This window comes from Zeimonas sediminis, from assembly GCF_023721795.1.
Classification (GTDB): Bacteria; Pseudomonadota; Gammaproteobacteria; order Burkholderiales; family Burkholderiaceae_E; genus Zeimonas; species Zeimonas sediminis.
On the sequence record NZ_JAMQYE010000002.1, the window covers coordinates 406,960 to 426,490 of the forward strand.

The 19,531-nt window shown below is 72.0% G+C and carries 16 protein-coding genes; 8 read left to right on the plus strand and 8 right to left on the minus strand.

What is annotated here, in order from left to right; genetic code table 11:
• Both M6I34_RS17350 and M6I34_RS17355 read left to right on the plus strand, forming a co-directional pair.
• On the plus strand, window positions 1–3,078 hold the full coding sequence (locus M6I34_RS17350; RefSeq protein WP_272487063.1) for an efflux RND transporter permease subunit: 3,078 nt from the start codon (window positions 1–3) through the stop codon (window positions 3,076–3,078).
• Window positions 3,075–3,803 carry an NUDIX hydrolase gene (locus tag M6I34_RS17355; RefSeq protein WP_272487064.1) on the plus strand — a complete coding sequence of 243 codons (729 nt, stop codon included), beginning with the start codon at window positions 3,075–3,077 and terminating at the stop codon, window positions 3,801–3,803. The genes M6I34_RS17350 and M6I34_RS17355 overlap by 4 nt, the downstream gene beginning before the upstream one ends.
• 61 nt (window positions 3,804–3,864) lie before the next feature.
• On the opposite strand, the gene M6I34_RS17360 is transcribed toward M6I34_RS17355, so the two are convergent.
• On the minus strand, window positions 3,865–5,229 hold the full coding sequence (locus M6I34_RS17360) for an amidase (protein WP_272487065.1): 1,365 nt from the start codon (window positions 5,227–5,229) through the stop codon (window positions 3,865–3,867).
• Between the two features lie 80 nt (window positions 5,230–5,309).
• Here M6I34_RS17360 and M6I34_RS17365 point away from each other — a divergent pair, with 80 nt between their 5' ends.
• Together M6I34_RS17365 and M6I34_RS17370 are read left to right on the plus strand one after the other, a co-directional pair.
• Entirely contained in the window at window positions 5,310–7,313 is a 2,004-nt protein-coding gene (locus M6I34_RS17365; protein WP_272487066.1) for a gamma-glutamyltransferase family protein, read from the plus strand.
• Complete coding sequence (locus tag M6I34_RS17370) at window positions 7,313–7,591, plus strand: KTSC domain-containing protein (RefSeq protein WP_272487067.1); 279 nt, start codon at window positions 7,313–7,315, stop codon at window positions 7,589–7,591. Before M6I34_RS17365 ends, M6I34_RS17370 begins: the two co-directional genes overlap by 1 nt.
• Here M6I34_RS17370 and M6I34_RS17375 read toward each other — a convergent pair.
• Window positions 7,477–8,850 (minus strand): MFS transporter, encoded by a 1,374-nt coding sequence (locus M6I34_RS17375; protein WP_272487068.1) that lies wholly within the window; start codon window positions 8,848–8,850, stop codon window positions 7,477–7,479. The genes M6I34_RS17370 and M6I34_RS17375 overlap by 115 nt on opposite strands.
• Window positions 8,851–8,975: 125 nt before the next feature.
• On the opposite strand from M6I34_RS17375, the gene M6I34_RS17380 reads away from it, so the two are divergent.
• Window positions 8,976–10,205, plus strand: coding sequence for an elongation factor P maturation arginine rhamnosyltransferase EarP (locus M6I34_RS17380; RefSeq protein WP_272487069.1), 1,230 nt, complete (start codon window positions 8,976–8,978; stop codon window positions 10,203–10,205).
• A 47-nt stretch (window positions 10,206–10,252) separates the two neighbouring features.
• Window positions 10,253–10,816, plus strand: a complete 564-nt coding sequence (gene efp, locus M6I34_RS17385; RefSeq protein WP_272487070.1) for an elongation factor P — start codon at window positions 10,253–10,255, stop codon at window positions 10,814–10,816.
• 82 nt (window positions 10,817–10,898) lie between these two features.
• Here the strand turns inward: efp and M6I34_RS17390 are convergent, their stop codons facing one another.
• From M6I34_RS17390 to M6I34_RS17410, 5 genes are all read right to left on the minus strand, one after another.
• Complete coding sequence (locus M6I34_RS17390) at window positions 10,899–11,735, minus strand: response regulator (protein ID WP_272487071.1); 837 nt, start codon at window positions 11,733–11,735, stop codon at window positions 10,899–10,901.
• Between the two features lie 139 nt (window positions 11,736–11,874).
• The gene (locus tag M6I34_RS17395; protein ID WP_272487072.1) at window positions 11,875–13,158 is read right to left on the minus strand and encodes a TRAP transporter large permease; all 1,284 of its coding nucleotides are present in this window, start codon (window positions 13,156–13,158) and stop codon (window positions 11,875–11,877) included.
• Window positions 13,155–13,676: a TRAP transporter small permease gene (locus M6I34_RS17400; RefSeq protein ID WP_272487073.1), complete on the minus strand. Its 522-nt coding sequence runs from the start codon at window positions 13,674–13,676 to the stop codon at window positions 13,155–13,157. The genes M6I34_RS17395 and M6I34_RS17400 overlap by 4 nt, the downstream gene beginning before the upstream one ends.
• Before the next feature lie 174 nt (window positions 13,677–13,850).
• Entirely contained in the window at window positions 13,851–14,897 is a 1,047-nt protein-coding gene (locus M6I34_RS17405; RefSeq protein ID WP_272487074.1) for a DctP family TRAP transporter solute-binding subunit, read from the minus strand.
• Window positions 14,898–15,041: 144 nt separating this feature from the next.
• Entirely contained in the window at window positions 15,042–15,338 is a 297-nt protein-coding gene (locus M6I34_RS17410; RefSeq protein ID WP_272487075.1) for a DUF3579 domain-containing protein, read from the minus strand.
• A 201-nt stretch (window positions 15,339–15,539) separates the two neighbouring features.
• Here M6I34_RS17410 and M6I34_RS17415 point away from each other — a divergent pair, with 201 nt between their 5' ends.
• Together M6I34_RS17415 and argF are read left to right on the plus strand one after the other, a co-directional pair.
• A complete protein-coding gene (locus tag M6I34_RS17415) occupies window positions 15,540–16,739 on the plus strand; it encodes an aspartate aminotransferase family protein (protein WP_272487076.1) in 1,200 nt (399 codons plus the stop codon).
• Between the two features lie 15 nt (window positions 16,740–16,754).
• Window positions 16,755–17,675, plus strand: coding sequence for an ornithine carbamoyltransferase (gene argF, locus M6I34_RS17420; protein WP_272487077.1), 921 nt, complete (start codon window positions 16,755–16,757; stop codon window positions 17,673–17,675).
• Between the two features lie 288 nt (window positions 17,676–17,963).
• Here the strand turns inward: argF and M6I34_RS17425 are convergent, their stop codons facing one another.
• A complete protein-coding gene (locus M6I34_RS17425) occupies window positions 17,964–19,520 on the minus strand; it encodes an aminotransferase-like domain-containing protein (protein WP_272487078.1) in 1,557 nt (518 codons plus the stop codon).
• Window positions 19,521–19,531: the final 11 nt, after the last annotated feature.

Consider the following 19,531-nt stretch of genomic DNA (forward strand, 5'->3'; position numbering starts at 1 on the left):
TTGAGCCCGTTCGAGTTCTTCATCCGACGGCGCGTCTTCTCGACGGTGCTCAGCCTGGTGATCGTGCTGGTCGGGCTGGTGTCCTACACCCGGCTGACCGTGCGCGAGTACCCGAACATCGACCAGCCGATCGTGTCGGTGCGCACGAACTACCTGGGCGCCAGCGCCGAGATCATCGAGACCCAGGTCTCGCAGGTGCTCGAGGGCTCGATCGCCGGCATCGAGGGCATCGAGGCGCTGACCTCGAGCAGCGAGGCCGAGCTGAGCCGCATCACGGTCCGCTTCCGGCTGGGCACCGACCCCGACGTCGCCGCCAGCGACGTGCGCGACCGCGTGTCGCGGGTGCGCGGCCGCCTGCCCGACGAGATCGAGGAGCCGGTCATCGCGAAAGTCGAGGCCGACGCGCAGGCGATCATCTTCGTCGCGCTGACCAGCGATCGCGCGCCGACGGTCGAGATCTCCGACTACGCCGACCGCTACGTGCGCGACCGGCTCCAGACGCTGCCGGGCGTGGCCGAGGTTCGCATCTTCGGAGAGCGGCGCTACTCGATGCGGATCTGGCTCGACCGCGCACGGCTGGCCGCCTACGAACTGACCGTGCAGGACATCGAGGACGCCCTGCGCCAGCAGAATGCCGAGGTGCCGTCGGGCCGCATCGAGGGCCCCGACACCGAGTTCACCGTGCTGTCGCGCACCGGGCTGGTCCGGCCCGAACAGTTTCGCGAGATCGTCGTCAAGGACGCCGGCGGCTTCGCGGTGCGGCTGGGAGACGTCGCGCGGGTCGAGCTCGGCCCGCAGGACGAGCGCCGGATCACCCGCTACAACGGCAGGCAGGCGGTGGTCCTGGGCATCGTCAAGCAGGCGACCGCGAACCCGCTCGACATCTCCAACGAGATGCGCGCGGTGCTGCCGCAGCTCGAGCGCGACCTGCCGGCGGGCATGAGCATCGCGATCGCCTACGACAGTTCGGTGTTCATCGACCGCTCGATCGAGGCGGTGTACACCACGATCGCCGAGGCGGTCGTGCTGGTCGTGCTCGTGATCTTCCTGTTCCTTCGCACCGCGCGCGCGACGATCGTGCCGCTGGTCACCATCCCGGTCTCGCTGATCGGCGCGTTCGCGCTGATGGAGGTGCTCGGCTTCTCGATCAACACGCTTACGCTGCTGTCCATGGTGCTGGCGATCGGCCTGGTGGTCGACGACGCGATCGTCGTGCTCGAGAACATCCATCGCCACGTCGAGCAGGGCATGAAGCCGATGAGGGCGGCGATCACTGGCATCAGGGAGATCTCCGGCGCGGTCGTCGCGATGACGCTCACGCTGGCCGCGGTCTACGCGCCGGTGGCCTTCGCGCCGGGCCGCACCGGCGGGCTGTTCGCCGAGTTCGCGCTCACGCTCGCGGGCGCCGTCGTCGTGTCCGGCTTCGTCGCGCTGACGCTGTCTCCGATGATGTGCTCGCGCCTGCTGCGCGAGCACGAGACGCACGGCCGCTTCTACAACGCGCTGGAGCGGGTGCTGGTGGGCATGACCGCCGCGTACCGCAGGACGCTCGCGGCGAGCCTGCGGATGCGGCCGGCCGTCGCGCTGGTCGCGCTGCTCGCGGCGGGCGCGAGCGGACTGCTGTTCTCGAGCCTGAAGTCCGAGCTCGCGCCGCTGGAGGACCGCGGCGTGATCTTCACGGCGGGCAACGCCCCGGAGGGCTCGACCATCGACTTCACCAGCCGTTACATCGGCCAGCTCGAGCGCCTGCTCGACGGGATTCCCGAGGTCGCGAACTCCTTCGTCATCGTCGGCTCGCGCGCGGTGACCGAGCTGATCTCGTTCTCCAGGCTGATCCCGTGGGAGGACCGCGAGCGCACGCAGATGGAGATCGTCGAGTCGATCCGCGGCGACCTGTCGCGGATCGCCGGCGTGCGGACCTCGGCGAACAACCCCGGCTCCTTCGGCCAGAGCGCGCGAAACCGTCCGATCGAGTTCGTGATCCAGACCTCCGAGAGCTACGAGAAGCTCGACGAATACGTGTCGCTGGTGCTGGCCGAAGCCGCTGCCTGGCCGGGCCTGGTCAACGTCGACAGCGACCTGCGGCTGAACAAGCCGCAGGTCCAGGTCAACGTCGACCGGGAGCGGGTCGCGGACACCGGCGCGAGCGTGCTGGCCGTCGGCCGCACGCTGGAGACGCTGCTCGGCGGCCGCCAGGTCACCCGCTTCAACCAGAACGGCGAGCAGTACGACGTGATCGTGCAGGTGGCGCCGGACGAGCGCCTGACGCCCGGCGCGATCGAGGACATCTACGTGCGCAGCCGCAGCGGCTCGATGATCCAGCTGTCGAACCTGGTCCGCCTCGAGGAGGCGGTCGCGCCCAAGGAGCTCAACCGCTTCAACCAGTTCCGCTCGGCGACGATCACCGCCAACCTGGCGCCCGGCTACTCGCTGGGCGAGGGGCTGGCGTTCCTCGAGCGCACGGTGGAGCGGGTCCTGCCGCCCACGGTGCGCTACGACTACTCGGGGCAGTCGCGCGAGTTCCGCGAGGCCGGCAGCAGCCTGATGTTCGTGTTCGTTCTGGCCCTGGTCTTCATCTACCTGGTGCTGGCCGCGCAGTTCGAGAGCTTCGTCGACCCGCTGATCATCCTGCTGACCGTGCCGCTGTCGATGGCGGGCGCGCTGGCCGCGCTTCACCTGACCGGCGGCACGCTGAACATCTACAGCCAGATCGGACTGATCACGCTGATCGGGCTGATCAGCAAGCACGGCATCCTGATCGTCCAGTTCGCGAACGCGCTGCAGGACGCGGGCCGCGGCAAGCTCGAAGCCGTGATCGAGGCCGCGGTGCTGCGGCTGCGGCCGATCCTGATGACCACCGGCGCCATGGTCGCCGGCGCCATCCCACTGGCGATCGCGCACGGCGCCGGGGCCGCGAGCCGCCAGGAGATCGGCTGGGTCATCGTCGGCGGCATGAGCCTGGGCACGGTGCTGACGCTGTTCGTCGTGCCGGCCGCGTACACGCTGCTCGCGCGCGATCGCGCGCGCGACGCCGCACGCACGGGCGAGCGCCCGCCTGCCGGCGCCGTCGCACGATGAAGCCGCTCTCGCCGCCGACCGACCGCACCGTCACGATGCCGCCCGAGATCCGCTTCGAAACCGCGCTGCGCCGGCAGATCGCCGCGCGGCTCGCGTCGTTCCCGCTGCTCGCGCCGGCCTCGCCGGCGGCCGGCCATCCGCACCCGCCTCGCCGCGCGGCGGTCGCCGTCGCGATCGTCGAGGAGGGCCACGGCGCCGAGCTGCCCGGCGTGCCGTCGCCCCCGCTCTGGAGCCGGCGCGCCGCGCTGCTGCTCACCCGGCGCTCGATGCGGCTGCGCAGCCATGCAGGCCAGTGGGCGCTGCCCGGCGGGCGGGTCGACGAAGGCGAGAGCGCGGAGCAGGCAGCGCTGCGGGAGCTTCAGGAGGAGGTCGGGCTCGTGCTCGGCGAGGAGACCATCCTCGGTCGGCTGGACGACTACGTGACGCGCTCGGGCTACGCGATCACCCCGGTCGTGGTGTGGGCCGGCGAGGCGCGGCGGCTGGCACTCAATCCGGACGAGGTCGCGAGCATCCACCGCATACCGGTCGCGGAGTTCATGCGCGAAGATGCCCCGCTGCTGGACGAGGTCGAAGGCGGCGGGCACCCGGTGCTGCGGATGCCGGTAGGCGACAACTGGATCGCAGCGCCGACCGCGGCGGTGCTGTACCAGTTCCGGGAGGTCTGCATCGCAGGCCGCGAGACCCGCGTCGCGCACTTCGACCAGCCGGCCTTCGCCTGGCGGTGAGCCACCGGGCGGCCCGCGGTTCGTCGCCCCGGGGCGAGTGGCTGCCCCGGGCGGCGCGCGATCAGAAGCCGGCGGGCGCCGGCGCGTCGCCGACCAGGCCCTCGACCCAGCGGCCCAGTGCCAGCAGCGAGGCGTCGCCGTCGAAGCGACCGACCAGCTGCAGCCCGGCAGGCAGCGCCGGCGTGCCGGCTCCGTAGGCGTCGGCCACCAGCCCGGCCGGCAGCGTGAGCGCCGGCAGCCCGCACATCGAGAACGGCAGCGTCTGGCCGAGCACTGCCTCCCGGACCGTGATCCGTCCGCCCTCGACGTCGACCTCGGCCTGGCCACGAAGCGGCGGCAGCGCCGCCGAGCTGGGCAGCAGCATCGCGTCGAAACCGGCCAGGATCGCGTCGAGCTCGGCGCGGATCCGGTCGCGCTGCTTCATCGAGTCGATGTAGTCGAGCGCGGCGAGCTTGCGGCCGGCCTCGAGCGGCGGCAGCACCAGGTCGGAGAAGCCCTCGCCGCCTGCCTCGAGCGCGCGGCGGTGCACCCAGGCGGCCTCGGCCCGGACGATCGGCGTGTAGCAGTCGGTGGCGGTGGGCAAGAGCGGCGTGGCCACCTCGACGATCTCGGCGCCGGCGCCGCGCAGCGTCGCGCAGGCGCGCTCGAAGTGCTCGCGCACCGCCGCCTGCAGGCGGCCGCGCAGCCACGCTGCGGGGACCGCCAGCCGAGGCGCGCGGGCGACCGTGCCGTGCGAGCTGCGCCGCTGCGACATGACCTCGAAGAGCCGCGCGCAGTCGTCGACCGAGCGCGCGAGCGGCCCGGCGTGGTCGCAGGTCCAGGACAGGTAGAGCGCGCCGTCGAGCGGGATCGCGCCGAAGGTCGGCTTGAAGCCGGTCACGCCGCAGAACGCCGCCGGAATCCGGACCGAGCCGCCGGTATCGCTGCCGATGCCGGCCAGGCCGATGCCGGTGGCCGCGCAGACGCCGGCCCCGCTCGACGAGCCGCCGGCCTGGCGCGCCGGGTCGAACGGATTCTTCACATCGCCGGTCCAGCGGTTCTCGCCGGTCGCGCCGAGCGCGATCTCGTGCATGTTGGTCTTGGCGAAGATCACCGCCCCGGCGTCGCGAAGGCGCGTCACGAGGCTGGCCTCGCGATCCGACAGCTCGTGCAGCGGGGCGCGGGTGCCCCCCCTGGTGGGCATGCCGCGCACGTTGAACAGGTCCTTGATCGAGACCGGGATGCCGTGCAAGGGGCCCAGCGGCCCGCCGGCCCGGGCCTGCGCGTCGCGCTCGCGGGCGTCGGCCAGCGCCGCGTCCCAGTCGACGTGCGCGATCGGGTTCAGGTCGGCCGCGCGCTGCGCGCGCTCGCGGGCCTGCTCCAGCAGCGACTCGGCGGTGACGGTGCCCGCAGCGATGGCGGCGGCGGCTTCGGCGATCTGGGTCATGGCGGTCTGTCTCCGGTTTCCTCAGCCGCTATTATGGGCCGGTGACCCGATCCGACCGACCCCGACGTTCCGCTTGGCGCATGCGCGCGGCGCTGCCGGCGGCCGCGATGCTCGCGATGCTGCTCGCGCTGGCGCCGTGGCCGACGGCGGCGCGCGAGTCGTCCACCGAGCAGCCCTCACGATCGCCGGCCGGGCCGCCCGCGCCGGATCGCGCGGCGGCGCCGACCGCAGCCGTTCCCGAGGCGGCGACCGGCTTCGCCGGTCACCGCGACGCGGTCCGGGGCCAGGGCTGGATGGCGGTCACCGCGAATCGCCACGCGAGCGAGGCAGCCGGGGCGATGCTCGAGGCGGGCGGCAGCGCGCTGGACGCGGCCATCGCCGCGCAGATGGTGCTCACGCTGGTCGAGCCGCAGTCTTCGGGCATCGGCGGCGGCGGCTTCCTGCTGCACTTCGACGCCGGCGCGAAGCGGCTCGAGGCCTGGGACGGGCGCGAGACCGCTCCGGCCGCCGCCGGCGAAGCCCTGCTGCTCGGCGAGGACGGCCGGCCCCTGCCCTTCTTCGAGGCGGTCGTCGGCGGGCGCTCGGTCGGCGTGCCCGGGCTGGTCCGCATGCTCGAGGCCGCCCACGCGCGGCACGGCCGCCTGCCCTGGTCGCGGCTGTTCGAGCCGGCGATCGCGCTGGCGCGCGAGGGCTTCGAGGTCGGCCCCCGGCTGCACGCGCTGCTGGAGCGCGACCCGGCGCTGCGCGCCGACCCCGAGGCCGCGGCGCTCTTCTACGACTCGAGCGGCCGGGCCTGGCCGGCCGGCCACAGGCTGCGCAACCCGGCGCTCGCCGACACGCTGGAGCGGATCGCGCGCGAAGGAAGCCTGGCCCTGCACGCCGGCCCGATCGCCCGCGACATCGTCGACAAGGTCCGCGGCCATCCGACGAACCCCGGACTGCTCGGCGAGCGCGACCTCGCCTTCTACCGGCCGATGCTGCGCGAGCCGCTCTGTGTCGATCACGGCGAGCACCGGATCTGCGGCATGCCGCCGCCGTCGTCGGGGGGCGCGACCGTGGCGCAGATCCTGAAGCTCTGGCGCGCCGCGCCGGCGCGGCTGACCGTGGCGGCTGCCGAGCGCGACCGGTCGGGCGCGCCGCTCGGCCCGGGCGGCGGCGCGCTCGACCCGGCCGGTGCCCACCGCTTCGCCGAGGCCGGCAAGCTCGCGTTCGCCGACCGCGACCGATACCTGGCCGACCCGGAATTCGCCGCCTCGTCGTCGCCGGGCTTCCTGTCGGCCCTGCTCGACGACGCCTACCTCGCAGGTCGCGCCGCGGCGATCGGCCCGCGCGCGCTGCCGACACCGGTCGCCCCGGGCGTCCCCCGCGCGGTGTCCTCCGCCTCGCGCGCGGCCCGCATGCCCGGCCCTGCCGCCTCGCTGGAGCAACCGGCCACCACCCACATGTCGATCGTCGATGCGCGCGGCAACGCGCTGTCGCTGACCTCGTCGATCGAGAGCGCCTTCGGCGCGCGCCTGATGGTCCGCGGCTTCCTGCTGAACAACCAGCTGACCGACTTCTCGTTCCCTGCAAGCGCCGACGGCAGGCCGGTCGCCAACCGGGTCGAGGCGGGCAAGCGCCCGCGCAGCTCGATGGCGCCGACGATCGCGTTCGACCGCGCGAGCGGCAGGCCGGTGCTCGTGATCGGCTCGCCGGGCGGCCCGTCGATCATCAATCACGTCGCGCGCAGCCTGATCGCGATCCTCGACGAGGGCGTCGATCCCCAGCGGGCCGTGTCGCTGCCGAACCTGGGCAACCGCAACGGCGCCACCGAGCTCGAGCGCGACCGCGCGCCGGCCGTGCTGGCCGCCGCGCTGCGCGACCGCGGGCACCGGGTCGAACTGGTGCCGATGACCAGCGGCCTGCACGCGATCGCACTGGACTGCCGGGCGCCCGCGCGTCAGGATCGGGGCTGCCTGCTGACCGGCGCGGTCGACCCGCGCCGCGAGGGGGCGGTGGTCACTGCACGACCGGCGGCGCCGGCCACCGTCGGCCGCGAGGCGGCGCCCCCGGCGCAACGGCGTCCGACAACCGGAGAGCGATGATGGAAAGACGCAGGATCGGCGGCGGCCGGCTGAAGTCGGCCGGCTACGACGCGGGCGAACAGCGCCTCGAGATCGAGTTCGTCGACGGCTCGCTGAAGGCCTTCAAGTCGGTGCCGGCCGAGGTCTGGCGGCGCTTCGTGGCCTCGCCCAACCCGGCCAGTTTCTATGCCGACCGGATCGAGGAGGAGTATGCGTTCGACGCGGGACGGGCAGCCGGCGGCAGCGGCGCGCGCGCGAAACTCGACTCGCTGTTCGGGCCGGGGCCGAGCGAAGGCTGACCCCCGCTGCCCGCCGGCCGCTCGCCGGCATCGGGGCGCTCGTCGATCAGCCAGGCGAGCGCCGCGGCGGCCAGCGCCAGCGCGATCGAGGCGAACCACATCACGTCGTACGAGCCGCTGGCCGCGTAGCTCTGGCCGGCGATCCACACGCCGGTGGCGCTGCCGATCTGGTGGCTCAGGAACACGAAGCCGCCCAGCGTGGCCGCGTAGCGCAGCCCGAAGATCTGCCCGACCAGGCCCATCGTGAGCGGCACGGTGCTCAGCCACAGAAGGCCCATGCCGGCCGCGAATAGGTACAGCGAGGCCGGCGAGACCGGCAGCACCAGCAGCAGCACCACGAAGACCGCGCGCAGCGCGTAGACCCAGCCCAGCAGCATCTTCTTGCTGTGCCGCCCGCCGAGCCAGCCCACCGCGAAGGAGCCGATCACGTTGAACAGGCCGATCGTCGCGATCGCCATCGCGCCGTGGCTGGCCGCCAGCCCGTTGTCGACCACGTAGGCCGGCAGGTGCAGCGTGATGAAGGCCAGCTGGAAGCCGCAGACGAAGTAGCTGCCGGCCAGCAGCGCGAACGGCTTGCGGCGGAAGGCGTCGCGGATCGCCGCCCAGAGCGACGGGCCGGTGTCGACCGCGTGCTCGGCCGCCGGCTGGCCGCCGGCGGCGTGCGAGGCCGAGGCGGCGCCGCGCCCGAACATCGCCCAGGCGAGCGGCGCGATCGCCGCCACTGCGACCGACATGATCAGGAGCGCCGCGGGCCAGTCGAAGGCCTCGATCAGCAGGTGCCCGGCGGGCACGACCAGGAACTGGCCGAGCGAGCCGCCGGCATTGGCCACGCCCAGCGCGGCGCTGCGCGCCATCGGCGACGTGGCGCGGCCGATCGCCGGCATCACCAGCGCCGAGGTCGTGCCGCCCTGGCCGATGCCCACCATCAGTCCGAAGAACAGGATCAGCCCGGCCTGCGAGCTCACGAAAAGCGTGCCGGCGAGCCCTGCCGCGTAGAGCAGCGCGGCCAGCGCGATCGCGCGCACCGCGCCGAAGCGGTCGGCGAGCATGCCCATCAGGATCGCGCCGGCGCCCCAGGCCAGGTTCTGCAGCGCGAAGGTGTTCGAGAAGAACTCGCGGCTCCAGCCGTGCGTGAGCAGCATCGGCTGCATGAAGATGCCGGCGGTGGCGCGAACGCCCATCGACAGCAGCAGGATCAGCGCGCCGATCAGCACGATTCGCGAGAACGCGCCAGCCTGCGCGTCGGGGTGGGAGCTCATCCTGGATCCGGGTAGTTGTCGAGCGACCGCGACGGAACCGGCGCGGGAAATGCGATCATCAGGATACTCCGTTGCCCGCCGGGCCGCCCCGGCGCCAGCTGCCGCCCGTTCCCTTTTCGCCCGTCATGCAAGCAGCGAGCCCCCTGCCCGCCGGTACCCGCTGGTGGATCCTGTGCCGCGTCGTCGACAACTTCGGCGATGCCGGCGTCTGCTGGCGGCTGGCCCGGCAGCTCGCCCGCGAGCACGAGGCTGCGGTTACGCTGTTCATCGACCGGCCCGAGCTGGTCGACCGGCTGGCGGGCGGCACGCCGACCGAGGCCGGCGTCGTCGTCGCACCCTGGCCCCTCGCGCCCTGGCAGGGCGCAGCCCCGGCGCCGGACGCCGTCGTTTCCGCCTTCGGCTGCGAGCCTCCCGACTGGATCCGCGCGATGCTGGCCGGCGCGCCGGCGCGGCCGGCCTGGATCCACCTCGAATACCTGAGCGCCGAGCCCTGGGTCGACGGCTGCCACGGCCTCGCCTCGGTCAAGCCCGCCGACGGCGCCGTCGAGCATTTCTTCTATCCGGGTTTCACCGCCGCCACCGGCGGCCTGCTGCGCGAGCGCGACGCGCTGGCGCCGGCCGACCGGCCCGCCGGGGCCGAACGCGCGGCCGCGCTGGCGCGCCTTTGCGGCCGCGCGTCGCTGCCCGGCGAGCGCGTCGTCTCGCTGTTCTGCTATCCGGACTCGCCGCTCGAGGACCTGCTGCCCGCGCTGGCCGCCGGCGACCGGCCGACGCTGCTGCTGGTTCCCGAAGGCATCGCGCCGGACGCGCCGGAGGCCTTCGCGGGCGCCGGCCTGGCCCCGGACGACCCGCCCGCGCATCGCGGAAGCCTGCGGATCGCGCGGATCCGCTTCCTGCCGCAGGACGGCTACGACGCCTTGCTGCGGCTGTGCGACCTGAACTTCGTGCGCGGCGAGGATTCGTGGATCCGCGCGCACTGGGCGAGGCGGCCCTTCGTCTGGCAGCCCTACCGCCAGCCCGACGGCGCCCACCATGCGAAGCTCGACGCCTTCCTGGCCCGGCTGCGCGCCGCGGCGGTCGGCGCAACCGGGGCAGCGGCGGGCGACGAGCCCGCGGCGACCGGGGAAGCGAAAGCAGTCACGAGCGAGACGAAGGCGGCCATCGGCGACGCGGTCGACGCGATCGAATCGCTGATGCGCGCCTGGTCGGGCCGGGGCGACGCCGGGGCTGCCTGGCAGGATTTCGAGCGCGTCGCCGCGCCTGCCGAATCGGCCTTCCGCCGCTGGACCGACAGCCTGCTCGGGCAGGCCGATCTCGCGACCAACCTGGCCGAGTGGCTGCGCGGCAGGCTATAATTTCCGGTTTATCAGCATCGGCCAGAAATGGCCCGGGACCGCATCCGATGAAAATCGCTCAGGAACTCCGCACCGGCAACGTCGTCATGATCGGCAAGGACCCGATGGTGGTCCTCAAGGCCGAGTACAACAAGTCGGGCCGCAACGCAGCCGTCGTCAAGATGAAGCTGAAGAACCTCCTCAACAACTCGGGCACCGAGACGGTCTACAAGGCCGACGAGAAGTTCGACGTCGTCATCCTCGACAAGAAGGAAGTCACCTACTCGTACTTCGCCGACCCGATGTACGTGTTCATGGACGCCGACTACAACCAGTACGAAGTCGAAGCCGAGAGCATGGGCGACGCGCTGAACTACGTCGAGGAAGGCATGCAGTGCGAGGTGACCTTCTACGAAGGCCGCGCGATCTCGGTCGAGCTGCCGACCACGCTGGTCCGCGAGGTCGAGTACACCGAGCCGGCCGTCAAGGGCGACACCTCGGGCAAGGTGATGAAGCCCGCGCGCATCAAGCCGACCGGCTTCGAGCTGCCGGTCCCTGCGTTCGTCGAGATCGGCGACAAGATCGAGATCGACACCCGCACCGGCGAGTACCGCTCGCGCGTCAAGGCCTGATCGTCTTCCGGGCACGGCCCGGTTCGCCGGCCACTCGCAGCCGGCGGCGTCTTCCGGGCCGGCCACGCCGGCCCGGCCGCTTTCAGGCCGGAACCGGCGCCCCGCCGTCCTCGCGCCGCGCCACGCGGCGAAGGTGTCGCGTCAGCGTCTCGCGCAACGACTGCAGGGTCACCGGCTTGACCAGGTAGCTGTTGCAGCCGGCCAGCGCGCCGCGCGCCAGGTCGAAGGGCGAGGACCGGCTGGTAAGGATCACCACCGGCATGCCGCGCAGCGAGCGGTTCTTCTTGATCAGCCGCGTCAGCCTGTAGCCGTCCATGTCGGGCATCACCACGTCGGCCAGCACCAGCTCGTAGCGGCGCATGCCGAGCTGCTCGAGCGCTTCGCCGGCGCTCGCGACCGCCTCGCAGTCGATGCCCATCTGCCGCAGCGCGGTGCCGAGCTGCCGCCGGACGGTCGGGCTGTCGTCCACCACCAGCACCCGCGGCCTGCGCAGCACGCCGAAGTCCGAGACCACCAGCCCGGGCCTCGCCGCCGCCGAGGCTTCGTGCTCGCGCTTCTTCTGGATCTGCCGGTCGACGACCCGGTTCAGCGTGAACAGCACCTGGGCCACGAAGGCCTGGACCAGCAGGTCGTCCTGCTGCCGGGACGGGTCGGCGCGCCGCCCCACCCGCACGACGGTCTCGCGATCGACGACCTTGGTCAGCTTCTCGAACAGGTTGGGCCCGCCGTGCACGGTCATGTCGACCAGCGCCACGTCGAAGTTCCCCGGCCCGCGCGAGGTCGCGATCGAGAACCGGTAGCGGTTGTGGTGGGCGTGGCGCAGCACGATCTCGAGCAGCTTGCGGAAGCGCGTGGCGAGTCCGAAGACCGCCACCTTGAACTCCGGGCGCTCGTCATGGGTCGGATGTCGTTCGGTCATGTCAGCGGGTTCCGGCAGGCCGTGCGATTCGGACGGATTTTAAGCGCAGCACCGCCCCGATGGGCAATCGTTTTCTTCGCCAAAAATGCTTTTTTCACAGAGACTTGCAGTCGGCTCGAGAGAAACGACCTGAGCACCCTCAGTAGCCGAGGGCATTGGGTAGCCACAGCACCAGGTCGGGGACAGCTACCAGCGCCACCAGCGCCACCATCATCGAGAAGACGAACCAGATCGCCCAGCGCGCCGTCTGCTCGATCGCGACCCCGGCGAGCCGGGCCGAGACCATCAGGTTGACCGCGACCGGCGGCGTGAACTGCCCGATCGCGACCATGAAGGTGAGCAACACGCCGAACCACACCGGGTCCCACGCGTAGGCCCGCATCAGCGGCACCAGCAGCGGCACGAAGATCAGGAAGATCGAGATGCCGTCGAGCACCATGCCCACCAGGAGCAGCACCAGGATCACCACCGCCAGCGCCGCCCAGGAGCCGAGGATGCCGTCCTGGGCGATCTTCGCGATCGGGTCGACGATGCCCAGCGTGCTCACCGTGTACGCGAAGATGCTGGCCAGCGCCACGACGACCATGATGAGTCCCGAGGTCTCGGCCGCATCGACCAGGATGTCGACGAGCTCGCGCAGGCCGATCGTGCGGTAGACGACCATGCCGACGAACACGCCGTAGACCACGGCGACGACGGCCGCCTCCGTCGGCGTGAACCAGCCCAGCCTCATCCCGCCGAGGATCAGCACCGGCGCGAAGAGGCCCCAGCTCGCTTCGCGCAGCGCGCGCCAGAATGGCGGCCTCGGCTCGCCGGCCTCGTTCATGCCGAAGCCGTGGCGGCGGGCCAGCCAGACCGCCGGGACCATCAGCGCGAGCCCCGCCAGGACGCCCGGCACCATGCCCGCGGCGAACAGCGCCGGCACCGAGGCCCCCGGCACCAGCACCGAGTAGACGATGAACGCGATCGACGGCGGGATCAGGATGTCGACTGCCGCCGCGGAGCCGATCACCGCTGCCGAGTACGCGCGCGGATAGCCGGCTCGCGCCATCGCGCCGAGCATCACGCCGCCGACCGCGGCGGCAGTGGCCGGTCCGGAGCCGGAGATGCCGCCCATGAACATCGCCACGCCGATCGCAACCAGCGGCAGCATTCCGGGGCCGCGCCCGACCAGCGCCACCGCGAAGTCGACCAATCGCTTCGCCACGCCCGAGCGCTCGAATACCGCTCCGACCAGCACGAACATCGGCAGCGCCAGCAGCGGGTACTTCGCGATGCCGGCGTAGAAGTTGTTGGGGATCGACAGCCAGCCGAGCTCGGCCAGCCCGATGCCTACCGCGCCCGCCAGCGCGAGCGCGACGCCGATCGGCACGCCGAGCAGCATCAGCGCGATGAAGGCGGCGAAGATCGCGAATCCGGTCATGACGGCCTCGACTCGCGGATCAGGCGGTGCATCGCGCGGATCGCGATCGCCAGGGAAAGCAGCGGCAGCCAGATCGTGTACCACCACTGCGGCACGCCGATGCCGGGCGAAGTGACCTCGTAGCGGTAGTCGTCCCAGAACAGGCGCAGGCCCAGCCCGAAAAGCAGCAGGAAGACCGCCACGGTCGCGAGCGAGGAGAACGCCGACAATCGACTGCGCCGGGTCGCGGTGCCGCCGAGGTAGAAGACCTCGACGCGGATGTGGCGGTCACGCACCACCGCCGCACCGGCCCCGACCATCGTGACCACGACCATCAGCCACACCGAGATCTCCTCGGTCCAGGCGAAGGACTCGCTGGTGAAGTAGCGCACCAGCACGTTGCCGAAGGTGATCGCCGTCAGCAGCGCCATCGCCAGCGCGCCGACCAGGTCCTCGGGCAGGTATCGGCGCCTGGGCGGATCCGCCTGGTCCGCCGGCGCGGTCGGATCGGGCGCTGCGTTGCGGTCCGGATCGGGCATCGTGGTCGGGAATGTAACTGGGGTGTGGTCGGGGAGGAATCCGGGCCGCGCGGGGAACGCATCGCCGCAGGCGGCTCAGCGGGCTGCGCGCGGGGCGATCGAACTGAAAAAGGCCGGGACGCGCGCATCCCGGCCTTCGGCGCCGGCCGCGGCGTGCCGCGGCCGGGACTCGGATCAGCCCTTGCGGCTGGCCGCGACCGCAGCCTCGGCCTTCTTGACCAGGTCGGCGCCGATCTGCTTGGCCCACTTGTCGTAGACCGGCTTGATCGCCTTCTGGAACGCGGCCTTCTCGTCGGCGCTCAGCTGGGTGACCTTCACGCCCAGCGCCTCGACCTCCTTGACCATCGACAAGTCGCCGTTGGCCAGGCCCTTGCGGGCGAGCGCGACTTCCTGCTTGCCGGCCTCGACCGCGGCCTGGCGGACGATGTCGCGATCGGCGGGGGACCACGATTTCCAGATGTCGGGGTTCACGACGAAGATCAGCGGGTCGGCCACGTAGTCCCACATCGTCACGAATTTCTGGGCCAGCGTGTGCAGCTTGGCGGCGGTGAAGACGTGCAGCGGGTTCTCCTGGCCCTCGACGGCACCCGAGGCCAGCGCGGGCTGCGCGTCGGCCCAGCTCATCTGCGTGGGGTTCGCGCCCAGCGCGGTGAAGGTGTCGTTGAAGATCGGCGAGCCGACCACGCGGAACTTCAGGCCCTTCATGTCGGCCGGGGTACGGATCTCGCGCTTGGAGTTGGTGACCTCGCGGAAGCCGTTCTCGCCCCAGGCCAGCGGCACCACGCCCGCCTTCTCGACGATCTGCAGGATCCGCTTGCCGACTTCGCCCTGGGTCAGCGCGTCGAGGCCCGCGTGGTCCTGCGAAAGGAAGGGCAGCGAGAACAGGTTCAGCTCCTTGACCTGCGGCGACCAGTTGATCGTGGAGCCGACCGCCATGTCGATGACGCCCTGGCGGATGGCCGAGAACTCGCGGGTCTGGTCGCCGTTGATCAGCGAGACGCCCGGGTACATCTTGATGTTGATCCGGCCCTGGGTGCGCTCGCGCACCAGGTTGATCCAGATGTCTGCGCCCTTGCCCCAGGGGAAGGCCGTGCCCACGACGGTCGAAAGCCGGTACTCGGCCTTGTAGTTCTGGGCGTGCGCGCCACGCGTGACGACGAACGGCGCGGCAAGCGCGGCCGAACCGGCGGCGCCGGCTTTGAGCAGGGAACGACGATCCATCTCCGGAATCCTCCACTTTGGACATTGTTGCGGACCGAGACGCCCGGCCCGTTGCGGCCATTGTAGCGCGGGGCAAGCGACCGACACAGGCGCGCCGCCACGGTTCCCCGCGGGCGCCGCCGCCCGCTTTCCGGAAAGCCGCCCTCAGGCGGTCTCGACGACGCGCAGCTCGTTGTCGGCCGCGAAGCGGCGCAGGAAGTCGTAGGCCATCGGCTCGATGCCGTGCAGACGGGCGTCGACGACGACGCAGCGGATCCCCTCGTGGAATCCGGGCATCACGTAGGGGGACCAGGCGAGGCGCGCATCGGCCACGCTGCCCGGCGGCCGGAAACCGGCCATGACGCCGCAGAGACGGTCGGCCCAGTCGCTGGGCCTGAACGGCCGCCCGCTCCCGGTCACGCCGAGGATGACGAAGGACTGGACGGCGGGGCTGTCGGTCATGTCGAGGGGCGGCGCGCCCGGCTGGGCGGCGCGCTCCCGATCGGGGGAGTGCGGCCCTGTGCGCGGCAAGGCGCGTGAGCGCAAGCCGAGGATTATACCGGCAGCGCCTGCGCCTTCGTTGGCCGCATCGGGGCCTTCCCATACAATTCCACGCAGAGGTCCGCTCCCCGGACCCTAACCGGAAAAGAAAAGGATCTCGCGATGGCAGCGACCTCCCCCCTGATGAACACCTACGCAAGGCTGCCGGTGGCGTTCAGCCACGGAGACGGCGCCTGGCTCTTCGACACCGAGGGCAAGCGCTATCTCGACTGCCTGTCGGGCATCGCGGTCAACACGCTGGGCCACAACCATCCGAAGCTCGTGGCGGCGCTGCGCGAGCAGGTCGCGCGGATCATCCACAGCTCGAACCTGTTCGAGGTGCCGCTGCAGACCGAGCTCGGCGCGAAGCTGGTCGAGCTGTCGGGCATGACCAACGTGTTCTTCTGCAACAGCGGCCTCGAGGCGAACGAGGCGGCGATCAAGATCGCCCGGAAGTTCGGCCACGGCAAGGGCATCGCGCTGCCCGAGATCGTCGTCTTCGAGAAGGCCTTCCACGGCCGCTCGCTGGCCACGCTGTCGGCCACCGGCAACGAGAAGGTGCAGAAGGGCTTCGAGCCGCTGGTCGAGGGATTCGTCCGGATTCCGCTGAACGACGTGGCCGCGCTGCGCAAGGTCGCGGCCGAGCGTCCCAACGTGGTCGCGGTGTTCATGGAGGCGATCCAGGGCGAGGGCGGCATCCAGCCCGCCGGCGTCGAGTTCATGCGCGAGGCGCGCCGGCTCTGCGACGAGAAGGGCTGGCTGCTGATGATCGACGAGGTCCAGTGCGGTACCGGGCGCACCGGCAAGTGGTTCGCCCACCAGTGGGCCGGCATCAAGGCCGACGTGATGCCGCTCGCCAAGGGGCTGGCCTCGGGCGTGCCGATCGGCGCGGTCGTGGCCCACGGCGCGGCCGCCGAGGTCTTCGGGCCCGGCAACCACGGCACGACCTTCGGCGGCAATCCGCTCGCGATGCGCGCGGGCCTGGTCACGATCGCCACGATGGAGGAAGACGGCCTGCTTCAGAACGCCGCCGAGGTCGGCGGCTGGCTGATCGACACCTTCCGGCGCGAGCTCGGCGGCCTTTCGGGCGTCGCCGAAGTCCGGGGCCAGGGGCTGATGATCGGCATCGAGCTCGACCGCTCCTGCGGCGAGCTGGTCAAGTCGGCGCTCGCCGCCGGCCTGGTGCTGAACGTGACCGCCGACCGGGTGATCCGCCTGCTGCCGCCGCTGATCTTCGGCCGCGAGCACGCGCAACTGCTGGTCGACCGGCTCGTGCCGCTGGTCCGCGAATTCCTGTCGCGCCCGGCCGCGCAGGCCGCCTGAGACAGGGTGGCGGCCATGACGCTCAAGCACTTCCTGCAGTTCAAGGACCTCACGCGCGAGGAGATCGAGTACCTGTTCGTGCGCGCCCGCATCATCAAGGAGCGGTTCAAGCGCTACGAGACCTACCACCCGCTGGCCGACCGCACGCTGGTGATGATCTTCGAGAAGGCCAGCACCCGCACCCGACTCTCGTTCGAGGCCGGCATGCACCAGCTGGGCGGCGCGGCGATCTACCTGAACACCCGCGACTCGCAGCTCGGGCGCGGCGAGCCGGTGGAAGACGCCGGGCAGGTCATCTCGCGGATGTGCGACCTGGTCATGATCCGCACCTTCGAGCAGGAGATCGTCGAGCGCTTCGCCGCGAACTCCCGGGTCCCGGTGATCAACGGACTCACCAACGAGTACCACCCCTGCCAGATCCTGGCCGACATCTTCACCTTCATCGAGCACCGCGGCCCGATCACCGGCAAGACGGTCGCCTGGATCGGCGACTCCAACAACGTCTGCAACACCTGGCTGCAGGCGGCCGAGCTGCTCGACTTCAACGTGCACGTGTCGACGCCGCCAGGCTACGAGGTCGAACCCGAGCGGGCCGGCCTGTTCGGCACCGATCACTTCGAGCAGTTCGCCGACCCGATGGAGGCCTGCCGCGGGGCCCACCTGGTCACCACCGACGTGTGGACCAGCATGGGCTTCGAGGCCGAGAACGACGAGCGCCGCAAGGCCTTCGCCGACTGGTGCGTCGACGCCGAGATGATGTCGGTGGCGGCGCCCGACGCGGTGTTCATGCACTGCCTGCCGGCGCACCGCGGCGAGGAGGTGGCCGCCGAGGTCATCGACGGGCCGCAGTCGGTGGTGTGGGACGAGGCGGAGAACCGGCTGCACGCGCAGAAGGCGCTGATGGAGTACCTGCTGCTGGGGCGCCTGGCGACCTGAGCGCGCGTTTCGCGGCGTCGCGCCGACGTTATCAGTGGCATTCGCCCGGGCCGGGGGCGGCCAGCCCGAAGCGGGGCATGGTGCTGCGGCCCCGCTTCGCGGGGCTTCCCTCGCCCACCTCGAAATCTCGCACCCGCCTCGCAGGGGGCTTCGCCCCGCGGCGAGCGGGTCCCGCGAGATTTCTTTCGGTGGCGCTCGGCTTGCACGATGCCCCGCTTCGGGCTGGCCGCCCCCTGCCCTGGAGCTTGTGGACTGCGCGGCGTCGGCGCGACGCCGCGAAACGCGCGCTCAGTCTTGTCGATCCAGCGTGTCGAGATCGAGCGAACGGATCGCGCCGATCGCGACCTCCCACCTTCCCTCGGCGCACAGGCCGCGCATGCCGGCGTCTTCCCAGGCTTCGAGCGCTGCCGCGAGGCAGGCTTCGCGCACCCGGTCGCCCCGCGGGCCCGACGGCCCCGGCTGCGACGGGTCGCCGGCCGTGGCGGCCGCAGCGTTCGAATCGGCCGCGCCGGTCGACCGGGTCGATGCGGCGGCACTCGATCCGCGCGGCGACGCACCGGGATTCGCGCCGGTCGCTTCGGCGCCAGTCGCCGCCTGCCCGCGCAGCGCGCGATGGGCCCGGGCCAGCCTTGCGACCGCCTCGGCGAGCTCGGCCGGCGTGGCGGTGGAGAAGCTGAGCCGCAGCGCCGAGCGATCGGGCTCGGCGTCGTAGAAAGCCTCGCCGGGCACGAAGATCATGCCCTCGTCGCGGGCGCGCGGCAGCAAGCGCGAGGTGTCGGTGCCGTCGGTGAAGCGCGCCCACACGAACATGCCGCCCTGGGGCCGCGAGAAGCGCAGCGCAGGGCCGAAGGCCTGCGCCAGCGCTTCGCACAGCGCGTCGCGCCGCTCGCGGTAGGCCTCTCGCATCGCGGGCATCCGCGCCTCCAGCCGGCCGCTCGCCAGGTAGCGCGCGGCGATCGCCTGCGCCAGCGTCGAGGTGTGCAGGTCAAGCGCCTGCTTGATCCGCACCACCGGCCCGCGCAGCCAGTCCGGCAGCACCGCGTAGCCGATCCGCAGGCCCGGCGCCAGCACCTTGGACAGCGAGGACACGTAGCCGCACAGCCCGGCCGCGCCCGGCACCCGGGGCGCGAGCGCGACGAGCGGCGGCAGGTGCTCGCCCTCGACCCGCAGGCCGCCGTAGGGATCGTCCTCCAGCACGAACACCCGGTTGCGCACCGCCCACTCGAGCAGCGCGATGCGCCGATCCAGGTCCAGCGTGGCGCCGGTCGGGTTCGCGAAGTTCGTGACCGCGTAGGCGAGCTTCAGGCGCCCGCCGGCCGGTCCGCCCTGTTCCTTGCCGCCGAGCCCCGCCGCCTCGGGCAGCGCCTCCACCCGCAGGCCCCGCGCGTCGCCGGCCACGCCGACGCAGCGCGCCTCGGTCAGCGCGAACACCTGCAGCGCGGCCAGGTAGCCGGGCCGTTCGACGACGACGCGATCGCCCGGCTCGAGCAGGGCCCGCGCGATCAGGTCGAGCGCCTGCTGCGATCCGGTCGTGACCAGCGGCGCGTCGTCGGAAACGCTCGCCCCCCGGGCGCGCAGGCTCGCGGCGAGCTGGGCGCGCAAGGCCTCGTCGCCCTCGGTCGTGCCGTATTGCAGCGCCTCGCGCGGAACCTCACGCAGCACCGCCCCGGCGGCCTCGGCCAGTCCGTCCACGTCGAACAGATCGGGCGCCGGCAGGCCGCCCGCCAACGAAAGCATGCCGGGCCGTCGGGCGTCGTGCAGCAGGTCGCGCACGGCCGAGCTGCGCATCGCGCCTGCTCGCCGCGCCAGCAGCTTCCGGGGATCGTCGGGATTCGCGCGGTCCATCGGGGGGCCTC

What these genes read in the sequence shown, in the direction of transcription:
- M6I34_RS17395 (WP_272487072.1), bottom strand. Translation starts at nt 13,158, where the DNA reads ATGACCGGATTCGCGATCTTCGCCGCCTTCATCGCGCTGATGCTGCTC.
- M6I34_RS17415 (WP_272487076.1), top strand. Translation starts at nt 15,540, where the DNA reads ATGGCAGCGACCTCCCCCCTGATGAACACCTACGCAAGGCTGCCGGTG.
- M6I34_RS17410 (WP_272487075.1), bottom strand. Translation starts at nt 15,338, where the DNA reads ATGACCGACAGCCCCGCCGTCCAGTCCTTCGTCATCCTCGGCGTGACC.
- M6I34_RS17390 (WP_272487071.1), bottom strand. Translation starts at nt 11,735, where the DNA reads ATGACCGAACGACATCCGACCCATGACGAGCGCCCGGAGTTCAAGGTG.
- M6I34_RS17405 (WP_272487074.1), bottom strand. Translation starts at nt 14,897, where the DNA reads ATGGATCGTCGTTCCCTGCTCAAAGCCGGCGCCGCCGGTTCGGCCGCG.
- M6I34_RS17425 (WP_272487078.1), bottom strand. Translation starts at nt 19,520, where the DNA reads ATGGACCGCGCGAATCCCGACGATCCCCGGAAGCTGCTGGCGCGGCGA.
- M6I34_RS17355 (WP_272487064.1), top strand. Translation starts at nt 3,075, where the DNA reads ATGAAGCCGCTCTCGCCGCCGACCGACCGCACCGTCACGATGCCGCCC.
- M6I34_RS17400 (WP_272487073.1), bottom strand. Translation starts at nt 13,676, where the DNA reads ATGCCCGATCCGGACCGCAACGCAGCGCCCGATCCGACCGCGCCGGCG.
- M6I34_RS17380 (WP_272487069.1), top strand. Translation starts at nt 8,976, where the DNA reads ATGCAAGCAGCGAGCCCCCTGCCCGCCGGTACCCGCTGGTGGATCCTG.
- argF (WP_272487077.1), top strand. Translation starts at nt 16,755, where the DNA reads ATGACGCTCAAGCACTTCCTGCAGTTCAAGGACCTCACGCGCGAGGAG.
- M6I34_RS17370 (WP_272487067.1), top strand. Translation starts at nt 7,313, where the DNA reads ATGGAAAGACGCAGGATCGGCGGCGGCCGGCTGAAGTCGGCCGGCTAC.
- M6I34_RS17365 (WP_272487066.1), top strand. Translation starts at nt 5,310, where the DNA reads ATGCGCGCGGCGCTGCCGGCGGCCGCGATGCTCGCGATGCTGCTCGCG.
- efp (WP_272487070.1), top strand. Translation starts at nt 10,253, where the DNA reads ATGAAAATCGCTCAGGAACTCCGCACCGGCAACGTCGTCATGATCGGC.
- M6I34_RS17375 (WP_272487068.1), bottom strand. Translation starts at nt 8,850, where the DNA reads ATGAGCTCCCACCCCGACGCGCAGGCTGGCGCGTTCTCGCGAATCGTG.
- M6I34_RS17360 (WP_272487065.1), bottom strand. Translation starts at nt 5,229, where the DNA reads ATGACCCAGATCGCCGAAGCCGCCGCCGCCATCGCTGCGGGCACCGTC.